Source organism: Lactiplantibacillus sp. 3062 (assembly GCF_055413545.1).
Genome location: NZ_JBVAYE010000009.1, coordinates 51811 through 67983, shown reverse-complemented (window position 1 = coordinate 67983; position 16173 = coordinate 51811). Strand labels below are relative to the sequence as shown.

General features: G+C 46.7%; 17 protein-coding genes. 4 read left to right on the top strand and 13 right to left on the bottom strand.

Going from position 1 to position 16173, the window contains the following annotated elements:
* Positions 1-16: 16 nt before the first annotated feature.
* The 3 genes from ACWQAU_RS11785 to ACWQAU_RS11775 all read right to left on the bottom strand — a co-directional run bounded on the left by ACWQAU_RS11785 (position 17) and on the right by ACWQAU_RS11775 (position 2986).
* Positions 17-1303, bottom strand: a complete 1287-nt coding sequence (locus tag ACWQAU_RS11785; protein ID WP_003642732.1) for an O-acetylhomoserine aminocarboxypropyltransferase/cysteine synthase family protein — start codon at positions 1301-1303, stop codon at positions 17-19.
* 2 nt (positions 1304-1305) lie between these two features.
* Entirely contained in the window at positions 1306-2181 is an 876-nt protein-coding gene (locus tag ACWQAU_RS11780) for a homoserine O-acetyltransferase/O-succinyltransferase family protein (RefSeq protein WP_027821876.1), read from the bottom strand.
* Between the two features lie 670 nt (positions 2182-2851).
* The gene (locus ACWQAU_RS11775) at positions 2852-2986 is read right to left on the bottom strand and encodes a hypothetical protein (protein WP_003642730.1); all 135 of its coding nucleotides are present in this window, start codon (positions 2984-2986) and stop codon (positions 2852-2854) included.
* Between the two features lie 618 nt (positions 2987-3604).
* Between ACWQAU_RS11775 and trpX the strand changes: the two genes are divergently transcribed.
* From trpX to ACWQAU_RS11755, 4 genes are all read left to right on the top strand, one after another.
* Positions 3605-4603, top strand: coding sequence for a tryptophan ABC transporter substrate-binding protein (gene trpX, locus ACWQAU_RS11770; protein WP_003644679.1), 999 nt, complete (start codon positions 3605-3607; stop codon positions 4601-4603).
* On the top strand, positions 4600-5508 hold the full coding sequence (locus tag ACWQAU_RS11765; RefSeq protein WP_003642727.1) for an ABC transporter permease: 909 nt from the start codon (positions 4600-4602) through the stop codon (positions 5506-5508). Before trpX ends, ACWQAU_RS11765 begins: the two co-directional genes overlap by 4 nt.
* The gene (locus tag ACWQAU_RS11760; RefSeq protein ID WP_003642726.1) at positions 5495-6277 is read left to right on the top strand and encodes an ABC transporter ATP-binding protein; all 783 of its coding nucleotides are present in this window, start codon (positions 5495-5497) and stop codon (positions 6275-6277) included. The genes ACWQAU_RS11765 and ACWQAU_RS11760 overlap by 14 nt, the downstream gene beginning before the upstream one ends.
* Positions 6278-6552: 275 nt before the next feature.
* Positions 6553-7908, top strand: a complete 1356-nt coding sequence (locus tag ACWQAU_RS11755) for an FAD-dependent oxidoreductase (protein WP_011101823.1) — start codon at positions 6553-6555, stop codon at positions 7906-7908.
* Positions 7909-9091: 1183 nt separating this feature from the next.
* Here ACWQAU_RS11755 and ACWQAU_RS11750 read toward each other — a convergent pair.
* The 10 genes from ACWQAU_RS11750 to hisB all read right to left on the bottom strand — a co-directional run bounded on the left by ACWQAU_RS11750 (position 9092) and on the right by hisB (position 16167).
* Positions 9092-9952 (bottom strand): NAD(P)-dependent oxidoreductase, encoded by an 861-nt coding sequence (locus tag ACWQAU_RS11750; protein WP_033608051.1) that lies wholly within the window; start codon positions 9950-9952, stop codon positions 9092-9094.
* Positions 9949-10722 (bottom strand): TerC family protein, encoded by a 774-nt coding sequence (locus ACWQAU_RS11745; protein WP_003642722.1) that lies wholly within the window; start codon positions 10720-10722, stop codon positions 9949-9951. Before ACWQAU_RS11745 ends, ACWQAU_RS11750 begins: the two co-directional genes overlap by 4 nt.
* Positions 10723-10897: 175 nt before the next feature.
* Complete coding sequence (locus ACWQAU_RS11740) at positions 10898-11452, bottom strand: sugar O-acetyltransferase (protein ID WP_013355772.1); 555 nt, start codon at positions 11450-11452, stop codon at positions 10898-10900.
* 185 nt (positions 11453-11637) lie between these two features.
* Entirely contained in the window at positions 11638-12708 is a 1071-nt protein-coding gene (gene hisC / locus ACWQAU_RS11735) for a histidinol-phosphate transaminase (protein WP_013355773.1), read from the bottom strand.
* 11 nt (positions 12709-12719) lie between these two features.
* On the bottom strand, positions 12720-13040 hold the full coding sequence (hisE, locus tag ACWQAU_RS11730; protein WP_003642719.1) for a phosphoribosyl-ATP diphosphatase: 321 nt from the start codon (positions 13038-13040) through the stop codon (positions 12720-12722).
* A 140-nt stretch (positions 13041-13180) separates the two neighbouring features.
* A complete protein-coding gene (hisI, locus tag ACWQAU_RS11725) occupies positions 13181-13507 on the bottom strand; it encodes a phosphoribosyl-AMP cyclohydrolase (RefSeq protein WP_003646591.1) in 327 nt (108 codons plus the stop codon).
* Entirely contained in the window at positions 13504-14262 is a 759-nt protein-coding gene (gene hisF / locus ACWQAU_RS11720; protein WP_027821874.1) for an imidazole glycerol phosphate synthase subunit HisF, read from the bottom strand. The genes hisI and hisF overlap by 4 nt, the downstream gene beginning before the upstream one ends.
* Positions 14256-14975, bottom strand: a complete 720-nt coding sequence (gene hisA / locus ACWQAU_RS11715; RefSeq protein WP_003642716.1) for a 1-(5-phosphoribosyl)-5-[(5-phosphoribosylamino)methylideneamino]imidazole-4-carboxamide isomerase — start codon at positions 14973-14975, stop codon at positions 14256-14258. The genes hisF and hisA overlap by 7 nt, the downstream gene beginning before the upstream one ends.
* Entirely contained in the window at positions 14956-15582 is a 627-nt protein-coding gene (gene hisH / locus ACWQAU_RS11710) for an imidazole glycerol phosphate synthase subunit HisH (RefSeq protein ID WP_003642715.1), read from the bottom strand. The genes hisA and hisH overlap by 20 nt, the downstream gene beginning before the upstream one ends.
* The gene (hisB, locus tag ACWQAU_RS11705) at positions 15583-16167 is read right to left on the bottom strand and encodes an imidazoleglycerol-phosphate dehydratase HisB (RefSeq protein WP_003644682.1); all 585 of its coding nucleotides are present in this window, start codon (positions 16165-16167) and stop codon (positions 15583-15585) included.
* Positions 16168-16173: the final 6 nt, after the last annotated feature.

Below are 16173 nucleotides of genomic sequence, written 5' to 3'. Positions count from 1 at the left end.
CGACCATTCCGACCTATTAAACCTGTGCCAATGCTTGATCCAAATCAGCAATTAAATCATCGGCGTTCTCGACCCCCACTGAAATTCGAATCAAGTCAGGCGTTACACCAGCTGCTAACAATTCCTGTTCATTTAATTGCGCATGCGTGGTGGAAGCGGGATGGATAATTAATGATTTAGCATCAGCGACGTTTGCTAACAATGAAAAGAGTTGTAGATGTTCAATTAATGCCTTACCAGCAGCCTCACCACCAGTCAAGCCCAGGGTGAAGATCGAACCAACCCCATTCGGGAAGTACTTAGTTGCTAAGTCATGGTACGGGCTATCTTCCAGTTCTGGATAATTGATCCAGGCAACTTTTGGATGTGCTTTTAAGAAGGCAACAATCTTGCGTGTATTGGTCACGTGTCGTTCTACTCGCAATGACAAGGATTCTAGACCTTGCAACAACAAGAAGGAATTAAAGGGACTGATAGTTGCACCGGTATCTCGCAGCGTTTCCGCCCGGACCTTAGTCGTAAAGGCTGCCCCGCCCAAATCGGCAAAAACGAGGCCGTTATATTGCGGATCTGGCGTTGTGAAATCTGGATACTTGCCACTCGCACGCCAGTCAAATTGGCCGCCTTCAACAATAACGCCACCCATGGTCGTCCCGTGACCACCGATAAACTTAGTTGCTGAATGTACGACCACGTCGGCCCCATGTTCAAGTGGCCGAACTAGGTATGGTGTCCCAAAGGTATTATCAACAATAAAAATAATGCCATGATCATGAGCGATTTTTCCAATGGCTTCAAAATCAACTAAGTTAATGCCAGGATTACCGATACTTTCAACGTACAAGGCCTTAGTATGATCGTTAATTGCCGTCTCAAAATTTGCCGGTTCGTCAGGATCAACAAAGTGCGTTGTGATGCCCAACTTCTTTAACGTCACGCTAAACAGGTCATAGGTCCCACCATACAAGGTGTTGGCCGCCACAATTTCATCCCCCTGTTGCGCAATGTTTAAAATTGCCGCGGTTATCGCAGCAGAACCCGTTGCGAGCGTTACCCCAGCCGTCCCGTGCTCCAAGGCGGCCACTCGTTTGTCGACCACGTCCGTCGTTGGGTTCGTCAGTCGTGTATAAATATTGCCGGCATCAGTCAGGGCAAAGCGACCCGCGGCTTGCTTGGCATCCTTAAAGACGTATGAAGTCGTTTGATAGATTGGCACGGCCCGTGCGCCCGTTTCATCAACCGTCTGGCCCGCATGGACTTGTAACGTTTCAAAGTGATAATTTTCAGGATTCGTTGTTGTCATAATTAATAACCTACTTTCGTTAAATTCAAAGTTGCTAACCAGTTTTGATACAGTTGATTGCTTGAAGTTTGCCAACTGTAATCAACTGTTGTTAATTGTTCAGTAGCAAAGTAATGTTCAGGTAACTGAATCGGCAAGTGCTTACGTCGGTCGCGCAAATATTCATCGGCAAGCGTGCGGCGCTCGTATTCAGGATGACCGGTCACATAGACCGCGTGCAGCTTGGGGGCAGATAAGACGAGCGGTCCCACCTTCGGATTGTCAGCGACAACCTGCAATCCAGCGGGTAAGCGTTCCGGCATCACTAGTGCTGTATGCCGTGACTGTGGCATTTTTAGCAAACTTCCTGCATTCAGTCCACTAATCAGCGGTGACTTAACATCAGTACTAGTCGCACTATAAATACCGAATATCTTGTGAGCAACGGCGCGCTTTGCGATTCCAAACTGTGCGTATAGCCCTGCTTGTGCTGCCCAGCATTCAAATAAAGTCTGGCTAACGTGCTGTCGTGACCAATCAATGATTGTTAACAATTCGTTCCAGTAATCGACTGCTTCAAACGGTAACGTCTCAACTGGTGCGCCGGTGACGATCAAGCCATCAAAATACTGATCTTGAATATCAGCCAACGTCACGTAATGTGCCGCGACCACTGCTTGTGGCAGGCTCTTGAAATGGTGACTCGCGGGATACATAAACGTCACAGCCACATCTGTGTTACCGGCTGCAAAACGCTTTAGGAACTGCCGCTCCGTCGTTACCTTAGTCGGCATCAAGTTTAAAATTAAAATCTGTTGTGCCTGATGACTTTCTTGACACGTTGCGTTCGCCCATTCTCCACGGGCCGCTAATAATCCATTATTTGCTGTGACTGTCATCTAACCGCTCCCTCTCACCTGTATTGAAACAAAAAAAAGCTCCCATCCATTAGTCTCTAATATGTTAGAAACTAACGGACGAAAGCTTTCGCGTTACCACCGTTGTTCGCTGCCATCTCACGATCACAACCTCGACGAGTACCCTGAAAAATCTAGGAAACCCCGCAATATATCGGTTGCCACCGCATGCGTAGCCACTACGACCCGCATCATGACTCCAAGCTCATCTTCACCGCACTCCTGAATACTTCTCTCACCATTACGAAGCTCTCTGCAAATCAGTGATGCGATTACTCTTCTCTTCAACGTCTTAATCTGTTTTTAATTTAAAACTAATTTAACACCGCCTTTATTCATTGTCAACTCATTTTATTGTTTTTTCGTTATGTTTTACTTGAATGCTTATTCAAAACTTGCTGAATAACTAAAATCAAAAGCAGCTAGCTTAGGCCCGCTGGAAAACGTGCGAGTTAGCGTAAACATGCTTTGCTGGTTCGTCCTAAGCCAACTTACAGGCATTTCTGCCAATTGCCGGAACGTCTTCCAGTCGGGATAGTATTCGAATGGCGGACAAAGATGTACTCAACTTTTGATGAATTCGTCGTTGCTTTTTATAAACAGTTATTTTGTCAATCAACTGTCAGACTGAAAGTGATATTGAGATAGCTCACTAATCCTGAATCGGTGTAGTAAGATTTAATCTCTCAACAGAATGCTTTAATGAACCTAACGCTTTGTTTAAAGTGCCAGTATCAAAATAGGCACCGATAAGTTGCGCTAAGCTCGGTGGTCGTTCATCAGCCATTCGAGCGGTTTCCCGAAACGTGTTCGGTACCACTAAATTCTGTGCTTGCTACGCCAACAGACTAATGTCAAAACCGTATTAATCCGTTACTAGACAATGTTCGGCTTCAACCGTGGCCCCTCACAGGCTTGAGACCAGGCGGGTTTTGCTCGGGCTTAAATCGACGTCGGCTGCGTTCCAGCCATTGGCACCCCGCCCCGGAGGTCGGACTAGAACGAACAAATGCCGACGACCAAGCATCCGCATCTCACAAGATTTTCACCACAAATTTTAATATTTGGTGAAATTTATCCTTGACACTTTTTTCGACTTTGCCTATACTGAACTCATTCAATAACGAAAGCGAGGAACCAAGCATGTCAAAGTCAGTTACTAACTTGAACAGTTCATGGCAAAGCCGGCCGTTCAGATTGTAGTGCCGTCCACACGGATACAATCTGGCAAACAGTTTGTATCTGTGCCGGCTCACTTTGATATTCAAAGAAGTCTGCATGGGTTTTAACACAGCAGGCTTCGGTTCCGTAAAGGGCAAACCAGAGCTTACTGGTTTGCCCTTTTTTATTGGCTTTGAACTTGCCCGAGCTTAAGAAATTTTTTGAGGTGATTAGATTGAAACGTATGATTGCATTCATTAGTGCCTTGATCGTCTTTCTGGGAGTGGCCTTTGTCATGACAGGCAAAACCACCGCCACGAAGACGACCAGTACAAAGAAAGTGCCGACGGTCGGCATTCTTCAACTCCAGACCCACCCCGCACTCGACGCGATTCATCGTGGCGTGGTCGCTGGTCTAAAGGAATATGGTTATGTCGATGGCAAGACGGTCAAAATCGACTATCAAAATGCCCAGGGCGATCAAAGTAACTTGAAAACCATGAGCCAAAAATTCATGAACGAAAACGCCGCGTTAACAGTCGGAATTGCCACCCCCGCCGCGCAGGCCCTCGCTTCTGCGGCTAACAAGCAAACCCCTGTTATGTTAGCAGGTATTACTGATCCATCGGGTAGCGGCCTAATTAAAAGCGACCAACATCCCGGTGCCAATATTACGGGGACTTCTGGTGAATCTCCATTGAAATCCCACTTAGACTTGTTGCGGAAGCTCGTTCCCAGCGCTAAAACAATCGGAATTATTTACACCACTTCAGATCATGGTGGTGAATATAACGCCAAAAAGTTTGCACGGATTTGTAAACAAGAAGGTGTGAAATACAAGTTATATACTATCTCTAACACCAACGATATGCAGCAAGTGGCTGAAACCATGGCCGCCAATGTCGACGCCGTTTATGCGCCGCAAGATAATGGCGTCGCAAGTGCCATGAAAACGCTAGTCTCCGTTACAAATAAGGCTAAGGTACCAGTCATTCCAGCCGTTGATACGATGGTTAAAGCGGGCGGGCTCGCAACCTTATCCGTTGACCAGTATCAACTTGGTAAACTAACTGGTGAAATGGCAGCCCAAGTTTTAAAGGGCAAAGCAACTAGCGACTACCCAATCAAAGTCATCACTAAGGGTAAGATGACCATCAATTTAAGTGAAGCTAAAAAGCTCGGCATCAAGTTCCCAGCAAGTGTCCTTAAAGAAGCCAAAGCGAAAGGGGTTATTTACAAATGAGTATGATCGTATCGAGTATCGGCCAAGGCCTCTTGTGGGCAACCTTAGGCGTCGCATTATTTTTGACATTTCGAATTCTTGATTTTCCTGATATGACCGTCGAAGGGACGTTTCCACTCGGTGCGGCCACTGCTGTCATGGCGATTAGCCATGGAATGGGCCCCGTTACCGCTTCCCTGTTAGCCTTCGTTGCGGGCGCGATTACCGGCCTGGTCACCGGCCTACTTTATACCAAGGGTAAAGTGCCCATTCTCTTAGCCGGGATTCTAGTGATGACCGCGTGCTTATCAATCAATTTGCGCATTATGGGCGGCAGTTCCAACGTTTCATTGCTAGGCAAACAAACTATTTTTTCTAATCACTTTTTGGAATCACTGCCTAAATATTTTGACAGCGTCTTTGTTGGCCTAGTAGTGATCAGTATCATTACCGTGCTTCTAATTGTCTTCTTGCAAACTAACCTCGGCCAAGCCTTCATTGTCACTGGTGACAATCGTGAAATGGCACGTTCAATTGGTATTAACACCGATAACATGACCATCATGGGATTGATGGTCTCTAACGGTATCATTGGCCTGGGCGGCGCATTAATTGCGCAAAATAACGGTTATGCCGATGTCAGCATGGGAATCGGAATCATCGTAATTGCGCTAGCCTCGATCATCATCGGTGAAGTTGTCTTTGGTGAATTAACGTTGAATCAACGACTCGTTGCGGTTACCCTCGGCAGTATTTTGTATCAGTTCGTGCGCCTGTTAGTCCTCCAACTGGGCTTCAACACCAACGACATGAACCTGCTATCCGCATTAATTCTGGCAATCTGCTTAATGTTACCGCAATTCAGTAAAGTTCTACATCTTAATCACGTTTTAAAGAAGGGAGTGGCCCGTTATGACGAACAGTAGTGCCCCATTATTATCATTAAAAAATATCGTGACCAAAGTTAATTCGGGAACCCCGAATGAGGTCAAAATTTTGCGGGGCCTGAACTTAGACGTCTATGATGGTGATTTTATTACCGTACTTGGTTCAAATGGTGCTGGTAAGTCGACCCTCTTCAACACGATCAGTGGCGAGTTGCCGGTTGATAGTGGCACCATCCAGTTACGTGACCAGGACATCACCCGACTATCCGTTGAAAAGCGGACCGCTTTCCTGGCGCGCGTTTTCCAAGACCCCAAGATGGGCACCGCACCCCGGATGACCGTTGCCGAAAACTTACTGCTTGCCAGCCAACGTGGTAAGCGACGTACGTTAAAATTACGCCAATTGAAAAAGCACCTGCCCCACTTTCAAGCCTTAACGGAAACGATGGATGGCAACGGTCTTTCAGCTCGGCTCAACACGGCAACAGAAAATTTATCTGGGGGGCAGCGCCAGGCTCTGAGCTTTTTAATGGCTACCGAGCAGCGCCCTGATCTCTTGTTACTAGATGAACACACAGCCGCACTCGATCCTAAGACCAGCGCTCAACTAATGACACAAACGAATCAACGGGTCACGGAGGAAAAGTTAACGTGTCTGATGATCACCCACCATTTAGACGATGCGCTTCGCTATGGTAATCGCCTGATTGTCCTTGATCAGGGCCAGATTAAGTATGATGTTCGTGATGAGGAAAAAGCCCAATTGACCAAAGAAAAGTTGCTAAGTTTCTTCGATATTATTGAATAATCATTAAGTCCATCCCTATTAATACTGACACCCAGTCATCAATTTTTTGATGATTGGGTGTTTTTTTGCAGCTAATTGTAACCGTTTTAGTTGTGAACAATTTATTTTAGTGCTATATTCTAACTAGAATATTTCTAAACTAAATGGTGTCGACGGGCACAGCTATTTTTCACTGATAATTTAGAATAATTACAAACTGCCCTTGCCGACAAACTTAGTTCGTGTTATATTCTATTTAGAACAGTTCTAAACTAAAATTTGGAGGCTTTACAATTATGAAAGTTATTGTCGTTGGTTCTTCTCATGGTGGTTATGAAACGGTTCGCGGTATTTTAGCCGCTCAACCAGATACTGAAATTCAATGGTATGAAAAAGGTGATTTTCTGTCATTCCTCTCATGTGGGATGCAATTATACCTCGAAGGTGCCGTTAAAGACGTTAACTCCGTCAGCTATGCCACTCCTGCTGGCATGCAAGCCCAAGGCGTCCACGTTTTTGTAAATAGTGAAATTAGTAAGGTCGACCCTGCTAGTCACAGTGTGCACGTCATTGACCACGCCACTGGTGACGAACGTGATGAAACTTATGACAAACTAGTCCTAAGTGTCGGCGCGGTACCATTTGACCTACCAGTACCCGGCCATGACTTAGCCAACATCTACGCAATGCGTGGACGCGACTGGGCCATCAAATTAAAGGCCAAGACCGTTGACCCTAGCGTTAAGAATGTGGTTGTCATTGGCTCCGGTTATATTGGGATTGAGGCGGCTGAAGTCTTTGCCAAAGCTGGCATGCACGTCACGGTTATCGACCTATTACCACGTTTACTTAGTCTTTACCTTGATCAAGAATTCACGGATATCTTGACTAAGACGATGGCCGATCACGGCATCTATGCTGCAGTTGGCCAAGGTATTAAAGCGTATGAAGGTGTTGACGGCCACGTCACCAAAGTAGTGACCGATCAAGGCGAATATCCAGCTGACCTGGTCGTAACTGCCGCCGGGATTCGGCCAGCAACTGGTTTCTTGAAGGGCGTTGTCGACTTAGATGATCACGGTTTGATCAAGATTAACGACCACCTCCAAACGAGTGACACTGACATTTACGCCGTCGGGGACGCGACCTTAGTCCCATTTGCCCCAACTGGCAAGGATAACCGCATTGCGTTAGCCACTAACGCTCGTCGGCAAGGTCGGATTGCCGCTAAGAACTTACTTGGCGAAAACGTACCAATGCCTGCTGTTTCTGGTTCATCCGCACTTTCCGTCTTTGACTACCACTTTGCTTCCACTGGTGTTAAAGAAGGCACGGCTGACAAGCTGGGCGTTAAGACGGCATCCGTGTTAGTCACCGATACCATTCGGCCTAAATTTGTCTCTGAAGATGCTGGCAACACCAAAGTTTGGTTCAAACTAACCTTTGACCCAACTGATGGTCGCGTGCTTGGTGCGCAAATCATGTCGAAGTACGATGTTACTGCTAACATCAACGCCATCTCAGTGGCTATTCAAGCTAAACTGACTGTTGCTGACTTAGCTTACACGGACTTCTTCTTCCAACCAGGCTTTGACCGTCCTTGGAATATCATCAACGTCGCTGCCCAAAAAGCAGCCGCAACCTTAAACTAAATCAATTAGGCCTTAATTAAGCCATGAAACATCAAACGGATCCCTCAGCCACACATCGCTGAAGAATCCGTTTTTTAATGCATCAAAATGCTAGTCATCAAGATTGACAGTATACCAAGTTTATTTTCAGATATCGTTTCATAAAATACCATGCTAGACGTTGTACTAGTTATTACTTAGCATGAATCGTGATTAAAACATGCCAGTTAAATTACTGTTCGTCAGCCGGTGCGCGTCCTATGCCGACCTCCGGGGCTGGGTGACAATTGCTGGAACGCAGCCGACGTCGATTTGAGCTAACGCATAACCCGCGTCATCTCAAATACGAGTCTTATTCAAAGCCGGAAGAAAAACACTTCCAGCTAAGAATAATTTGGCTACTGAGCATTGTCAACCAGCCCCTCCAGTCGGGAAGCCGCTCAAATGGCAAATGAACAGCCACTTAACTTGGTACAATTTTTTACTGGAAATTTAAACATAACGTTAGGGTGGCGTTAACCACTTTGTCGAGACGTTTAATTATTACTATGGTGATTTGGGAATAGTAAATTATCACAATATCATTTTCTGTCTGACAGTTGATTGACAAAGTTATCGTTTATAAAAAGCAATGACAAGTCCATCAATGGTTGGGTACATCCATGTCCGCCATTCGAACACTGTTCCGACTGGAAGGCATTTCGGCCAATGCTCAGCACTGCCAAGAGTGTGAGGTTCAGACGGGGTGAGACTGAGGATTAGCCTAGCTAGGGCGTTAAGCGGTGAATTTCCGCTTGACGTCATAGCGTAGCTAACCGGAAGTCTCAGTCTGACCCGAGCACGTTTCACCAATATGGCATTAAAGCGTGGAAGACCAGTATTTAAGACGTGGTCTGCGGCTTAAATCTGTGTCCACCGCGTTCCAGCAATTGGAAGAAATACCTGGAAGTCGGCGTAGGACGCGCCAACTAAGTAATTTTACGCTAACTCGAACTTTTTCCAGCAGGCCTAAGCTGGCTGCTTTTGAACTGACATAACTGGCACGTTTTAATCACGATTCATGACAAATTAACTCGCATAATGCGTATCATGTTAATAAAAGACGGGGATTCAGAAAGATTAAACTCGCTGAATCCCCGCCTTGATAACTATTATTTCAATAAATATATGATGTTTGAGCGACTTTCATCAAGTCAGCCACGCGCTAATAAATATTAATCAATCCCTGAGTTCCTTGATCACCCAAGCCTTTGACATCGACCATTACTTCATAAAGTCGTTTAGCCTGCGCCGTCGCAACCAGATTAAGTCCCATCGCATCCGCCTCACTCAAAGCAATCCGCAAATCTTTAAGAAAATGGCGGGCAAAAAAGCCGGGCGTGTAATCGTCCTTCAGAATCCGGGGCACGTAATTATCCATGCTCCAGTTGTCAGCACCACCGCTAGATAACGTTGCCAAGACTTTTTCCGGATCAAGACTGGCTGCCTTGGTATACAATAACATTTCAGTTAACCCAGTCATCGTCCCTGCAATCATGATCTGATTGGCCATCTTGGCATGTTGACCAGTACCAGCATCCCCAAAATGATTGACCTTGTGACCAAGCACATTAAATAATGGTAACATCGCCTCGTACGTATCGGCATCGCCACCGACCATCACCGTCAAAGTGGCGTTTTGGGCGCCAATATCACCGCCGGACACGGGCGCATCCAAAGCGTGCATGTCATGTTCACGCGCGTACGTCGCAATTTTAACGGCTAACTTGGGTTGGCTCGTCGTCATGTCAATTACCGTTTTTCCAGCGGCCAATCCACTGAAAATCCCGTGATCACCAAAATAAACTTGTTCGACGTCCCGTGGGAACCCAACCATGGTGAAAATCACGTCACTCGTTTCTGCCACGGCAGCCGGTGTATCAGCCCAAGTGGCCCCCGCCGCAACTAGCGCATCCGCCTTACTTTTTGTTCGATTATAAACCGTTACGTCATAGCCGGCCGTCATCAGGTTACGGACAATCGCTGCCCCCATGACGCCGGTACCAATCCAACCTAATTTCATCATTTACGCACCTTTCCTTCCACGCACTGTTCATTGCGGCGCCGACGCCAAAAATGAATCAGCAACGTAATAATAAATGCTACTAATACGATACCACCAAAAGCCGTTGCGGGAATATCCCAACCAATGGCAGGAATTGAGATAAATAATTTGATGGCAATCAAGACAATCAAGCAATACGCCATGGTTTCCAACTCGGGAATCTTGCGCATTAAGCGCATAATGACCTCGGCAATGCCCCGCATGCAGGCAATCCCAATCATCCCACCAATCAAAACAATCACCGGATTATCCGAAATTGCCAATGACGCCAATACAGAATCAATTGAGAAAATGATATCCATCATTTCAATCTGAATGACGACCGACCAGAAGTTGCTTAGTCCGAAGAAGCGTCGTTGTTGCTTGGGTTTCTGTGCCACCTTGGCCCCATTTTTCGGCTGACTAAAGTATCGATACACCAAGTACCCAAGGTAAGCCGCACCTAACACTTTGATCTCCCAAAAACTGATCAAATACGTGCCAATCCCAATGATTAAAAACCGAAAGATATAGGCCCCCCACAAGCCATAGAATAACGATTTTTCCCGCTCTTGTAAATTATCTAAACTCTGGGTCTGAGCAGCTAAGACAACGGCATTATCAACTGATAGTAAACACTCAATAATTGCTAACGATAAAATGATTAACCAGTCATTAGCAGATGTGATGACGTTACCCCAGTTAGTCGCACTGAAGAAGGGTCCATACAACTGTTCGATTAAATGTAACAAACGGCATCCTCTTTCTCTTAATATTAGTTTGTTAATCTAAGTATACCTGTAAAAATAATTGGTGCCGCTTACGTGGACTAATTTTCAAAAATAAACCTTATTTTCGTCGTATTTACGACTCATCATGCCAATGAGTAAAATAAGTGCCCAAAAAGCTAGCCAATTGCGACCTTTCTTATTCTAATTGTCGAATAACTTTGGCTGGTACCCCGGCCACCAACGTATTATCAGGCATGTCATGAGTAACGACTGCTCCAGCCGCAATCACAACATTATTACCAATCGTCACGCCAGGCGTAATCACCGCTCTCCCCCCAATCCAAACATCATGACCAATCGTGACTGGATGGCCCTGGGCCAAGTTAGCGCGTCGACCACTAGCCGTCAACGGGTGATTGACCGTATAAATATCAACATTGGGGCCAATCATCACGTTATCCCCTATATGAACCGGCGCGATATCCAAAATAGTTAAGTTATAATTACTAAGAAAATTATCACCAACATGAATATTACGACCATTATCACAATTAAAGTCTGCTTGAACGGAAAGATTGCGACCGTAACTACCAAGAATCTCTTGAATCTTGGCAGTTTGCGCATCTGGATTTGTTGCATCGATCTGATTGAACTCTTGGCATAACTTGGCAGCCCGCGATTTTTGAGCGGCCACCTCAGCATCTTTAAATTGATACCATTCCCCGGCTGCTAATTTATCTAATTCTGACATTGTTGTCCCTCCTATATTTTATCACCCTAATTTTACTGCTTAGAGTGGCGTCGAAGTCAACACTTGAGTTAATGGTTTAGCAGGTGTTATTGACAACTATCCTTTCGGACCAGCTGCCTCGAATTTGTTCAGCAGTTAGGGCAACAAAAAAAGAAACCGATTGCTCAGGTTTCTTTGCGCCAATTCTAGGCCTTAAAATCACGAATTAATTGTTGGAGTTGCTGATTATCGCTAGCCGTTCCGACCGTTAGTCGTAACCACCCTGGCCGTAAGCCAGTGCGAATCAGATACCCATGGTGCACTAAATAGTCAGCCAGTTGCGTGGCACTCGGATACTTAAAGAAAATGAAGTTCGCGCCAGATTGATCGTAAGTGACACCCTGATCATCAAAGAATGCCATCCACTTAGCACGTTCCGTCGCATTTTTTTGGACCGTTTGTTTCACAAAATTAGGATCATCGATTGCCGCCAGGGCTGCCACTTGAGCCAAGGAATTCACATTGTATGGAAGCCGAATAGTTTGCATCGTTGTGGCATATTTGGTATTAAAAACGGCGTACCCGATTCGAAAGTTAGCTAACCCATATGCTTTGGAGAATGTCCGCATGACCACTACATTCGGGTACTTGGCTGGTAACTGCATGGCCGTTACTTGAGCCGCGCCCGGTGTAAAATCAATGTAGGCTTCATCAATCAGGACCATCGTCTCCGGGGGTACTTGCTGGACGAACGCTTCAATTGCCGCTAATGATTCCACGGTGCCCGTCGGATTGTTCGGATTGCACAGCCAAACCATCTTCACGCGGGGCGTAATGGCCTTCATTAAGCCTTCGAAGTTCACATGGTCATTAGGCAACGTTGGCACACTGATTAATTGCCCCCCCTCGATTTCAGCATGTAGTCCATATTCTGAAAACGTCGGTGCGGACACTAGCACCTGGTCGTTGGTGGCTAAGAACGTCCGTGATAACATCACGATCATCTCATCAAGACCTACACTAAAAACGATGCTATTCGGGTCGATTCCCTGTTGCTGGGCCACTGCTTGTCGTAACTCCTGTGCGTCGGCATCGGGATAACGATTACTCTGGGTGAAGTCCCAATTCTTCACAGCGGTCGCCACTTTTGGCGAGGTTCCATACGGGTTCTCGTTAGCTGATAACCGGACTAATTCTGTCAATCCTAACTCAGCTTGGAGGGTCGCCAACGGCTTTTCGGGCACATAGGGTTCTAACTGTTCAATACTAGCTTTCATTCGGCTACCTCCTATAGGTTCTTAATTTCGGGCCGATCCTTATAGTCACTCATCTTACCTTCACGTTTAGCCAATTCTTGCTTAATCTGGTCAAAACTAACACCACGTTCGACCAATAACACTAAAACGTGATACAACAAGTCGGCTGTCTCATAGGTTAATTCGTCGTCACCGGGATTTTTGGCCGCCACAATAACTTCGGTTGATTCCTCACCAACCTTTTTTAAAATCTTATCCAGTCCCTTAGTAAATAAATAATCTGTGTAGGATCCCTTCTTAGGCGTTGCCTTCCGTTGTTTGATCAGTTCGTATAATTCTTCCATATTTTGCATATTCGACACCACTTTCTTCTATAATATATTCATCAATTTAATACGGGTTAAAAACAATCCTGCTTATCGACCGTTGGGACCGCATTTTCCAACCAATCAGCCATCTAACTCACAACTCATTCGGCTATCGTCATCAATCCTTAGGCGCCCTGTTCTAGTTCAACCGGGTTAAAGAAACAACTCGTATGTCCCGTATGACAAGCGGGACCATGCGGATGAACTGCGACCAATAGTGTATCTTGATCGCAATCCAACGTCATACTAACGACATCTTGTAAATTGCCGCTCGTAGCGCCTTTGTGCCAAAGTTCTTGCCGAGACCGTGACCAAAACCACGTCTGGCCCGACGCCAATGTCCGTTGATAGCTTTCCGCGTTCATCCACGCGACCATTAAGACATCCTTCGTATCCGCGTCGGTGACGACCGTTGTCAGTAAACCGTCACCCTTTTCAAAGTCTGGTTTCATCTTACGACCACTCCTTGTTTTCTTAATGTCGCTTTGACATCTGCAATCGTTAACTCGCCAAAGTGAAAGACGGAAGCCGCCAATGCACCATCAACCGGGGTTGTGCTAAAAACATCCACAAAGTCTTGTAAGTTACCCGCACCGCCGCTGGCAATGATTGGCACATTGACCGTTGCTCCCAGGGCCTGATATAACTGGGTATCAAACCCCGCCTTAGTGCCATCGCGATCCATGCTAGTGACCAATAACTCGCCAGCCCCTAAGGCGACCGCTTGCTTGGCCCACGCCACTGCATCGAGGTCGGTCGCTTGCTGACCCCCATGTGTATAGACACGATATTGACCAGCTGCCGCATCCCACGCCGCGTCAATCGCAACAACAATGCACTGGTTGCCAAATTTTTCAGAACCGGCACGAATCAGTTCAGGGTTGGCAACTGCAGCCGAATTAATAGCCGTCTTATCAGCACCCGCACGTAAGATTCGTTGCATATCAGCAACGCTTGTAATTCCGCCACCAATCGTCAGTGGCATGAAGACCTGAGCTGAGACTTGTTCGACCATGGCGGCCATCGTCTCGCGGTGCTCATTGGTGGCTGCAATATCTAAAAAGACAAGTTCATCCGCGCCCTGTTGCTGATAGGCAGCTGCAATCGCCACCGGATCTCCGACATCCGTCAAGTTGACGAAATTAACGCCCTTCTTGACCCGACCATCCGCCACATCCAAGCACGGAATAATCCGCTTTGCTAACATTCAGTCACCCCCGCTAATTCGGCCAGTGTCACACCGCCTTCAGCTAACGCCTTGCCAATAATAACATCCTTGAACCCACTGGCTTGTAACACTTGAACATCGGTCAAATTCCGAACGCCACCGCTGGCAATCAGGTTGGCCGTGGGCACCTGTGCTTGTAGTTCTTGGTATAACGCAAGGTTAGGGCCTTGCATCGTGCCATCACGGGCGACATCGGTCACGATAAAGTGCTTGGCACCACTCGTAGTCATTGTCTTCATTAATGTACTCATCTTGGTCTGTGACTGCTCCAACCAGCCTTTAATTGCCACATAACCATTGGTTCCGTCTAACCCAATCACAATTCGCTCACCACCAAACTCACTTAACAGTCGTTTGACCAGTCGTGGATCAGTCAACGCAACTGACCCCAAGATTAAGCGATCGATTCCTAATTCGAGATAACGAGTCGCCAGCTCGTAGGTTCGAATACCTCCACCGAGCTCGATCGTCCCGGTAAATGCTTGCCGGATCGCCGTGATTGTCGCGAAGTTTTCTGGGCGCCCTGACTTGGCACCGTCCAAATCGACCATGTGTAATTGCTGCAAGCCCGCTGCGTTAATTTGTTGGGCTTGAACGACAGGATCAGGATTAATCAATGTCGCCTGTTTAAAATCACCTTGGTAAAGCCGGACACTCTGACCGGCTCGTAAATCAATTGCTGGAAAAATCATTTGCACTCACCATTTCCTTAAAAGCTGCTAGTTGTTGTAATCCGACTCGACCACTCTTCTCCGGGTGAAACTGCATCCCAATCACATTTTGATGCTGAACAATACTTGGAACCTGGACGCCGTGTTGAACTGTCGCCACGATTTCAGTTGCCGGACATACCGCATAGTACGAATGAACGAAGTAAGTATAGGCCGCGTCAATACTGGCAAAGGGACTGTCAGGACGCCGAAGCTCGTTCTGATTCCAACCCATCTGTGGGACTTTGACATTCAAGTCCGTTGGCAAAGCGCTAACCCGGCCGCTTAACAAGCCTAGTCCAGCATGCTCACCGTACTCGGAACTACTTTCAAACAAGAGCTGCATGCCTAAGCAAATACCGAGAACGGGTTTGCCACTCCGCGCCAATGCTTGTAACACGCCGACTAACTGGCGCTCTTTTAAAGCGGCCATTGCAGCTGCGAAAGCTCCCACACCGGGTAAAATAACTGCGTCAGCGGCCGCTAATTGTTGCGGGTCAGCCGTTAAGATGGTTGACACTTGCAGGTAGTCAAAAGCTTTCTTCAAATTACGGGTATTACCCGTATCATAATCGACGATTGCAAACATTTAAATCACGCCTTTCGTAGAGTTGACCCCCTGAATATCTGGATTAATCGTGACAGCTGCGCGCATTGCCCGCCCAAACGCTTTGAACAAACTTTCAACTTTGTGGTGAGTGTTACGGCCGTACAGGATGCGTGCGTGCAAATTCATTTCAGCAGCAAAGGCCACGGCTTGGAAGAAATCTTCGACTGTCTCCGTATCTAAGCCACCGAGCCGCGGATTCGTGAGCTCGGCATCAAAAACTAAGTATGACCGTCCACTTAGGTCGACACTGACCTGACCTAAAGTCTCATCCATTGGCACAAATTCCGTCCCGTACCGTTCAATTCCCTGCTTATCACCCAACGCCTGCTTAAAGCATTCGCCAAGCACGATTCCCGTATCTTCAGTAGTGTGGTGCGGGTCAACGTCGAGGTCGCCGTGACACTTCACGACCAACCCGAAGCGCCCGTGCTTCGCAAATAAGTTCAACATGTGGTTCAAAAAGCCTATCCCGGTATCGATTTCGATACCGCTCTGTTCGTCTAAATTCAAACTGATTTCAATCTGGGTTTCTTTCGTTTCACGTTTAATCGTTGCTTGTCGCATATTCAT

Coding starts and splice junctions, on each gene's coding strand:
- ACWQAU_RS11785 (WP_003642732.1), bottom strand. CDS start 1,303: ATGACAACAACGAATCCTGAAAATTATCACTTTGAAACGTTACAAGTC.
- ACWQAU_RS11780 (WP_027821876.1), bottom strand. CDS start 2,181: ATGACAGTCACAGCAAATAATGGATTATTAGCGGCCCGTGGAGAATGG.
- ACWQAU_RS11775 (WP_003642730.1), bottom strand. CDS start 2,986: ATGGCTGATGAACGACCACCGAGCTTAGCGCAACTTATCGGTGCCTAT.
- trpX (WP_003644679.1), top strand. CDS start 3,605: ATGATTGCATTCATTAGTGCCTTGATCGTCTTTCTGGGAGTGGCCTTT.
- ACWQAU_RS11765 (WP_003642727.1), top strand. CDS start 4,600: ATGAGTATGATCGTATCGAGTATCGGCCAAGGCCTCTTGTGGGCAACC.
- ACWQAU_RS11760 (WP_003642726.1), top strand. CDS start 5,495: ATGACGAACAGTAGTGCCCCATTATTATCATTAAAAAATATCGTGACC.
- ACWQAU_RS11755 (WP_011101823.1), top strand. CDS start 6,553: ATGAAAGTTATTGTCGTTGGTTCTTCTCATGGTGGTTATGAAACGGTT.
- ACWQAU_RS11750 (WP_033608051.1), bottom strand. CDS start 9,952: ATGATGAAATTAGGTTGGATTGGTACCGGCGTCATGGGGGCAGCGATT.
- ACWQAU_RS11740 (WP_013355772.1), bottom strand. CDS start 11,452: ATGTCAGAATTAGATAAATTAGCAGCCGGGGAATGGTATCAATTTAAA.
- hisC (WP_013355773.1), bottom strand. CDS start 12,708: ATGAAAGCTAGTATTGAACAGTTAGAACCCTATGTGCCCGAAAAGCCG.
- hisE (WP_003642719.1), bottom strand. CDS start 13,040: ATGCAAAATATGGAAGAATTATACGAACTGATCAAACAACGGAAGGCA.
- hisI (WP_003646591.1), bottom strand. CDS start 13,507: ATGAAACCAGACTTTGAAAAGGGTGACGGTTTACTGACAACGGTCGTC.
- hisF (WP_027821874.1), bottom strand. CDS start 14,262: ATGTTAGCAAAGCGGATTATTCCGTGCTTGGATGTGGCGGATGGTCGG.
- hisA (WP_003642716.1), bottom strand. CDS start 14,975: ATGATTTTTCCAGCAATTGATTTACGAGCCGGTCAGAGTGTCCGGCTT.
- hisH (WP_003642715.1), bottom strand. CDS start 15,582: ATGTTTGCAATCGTCGATTATGATACGGGTAATACCCGTAATTTGAAG.
- hisB (WP_003644682.1), bottom strand. CDS start 16,167: ATGCGACAAGCAACGATTAAACGTGAAACGAAAGAAACCCAGATTGAA.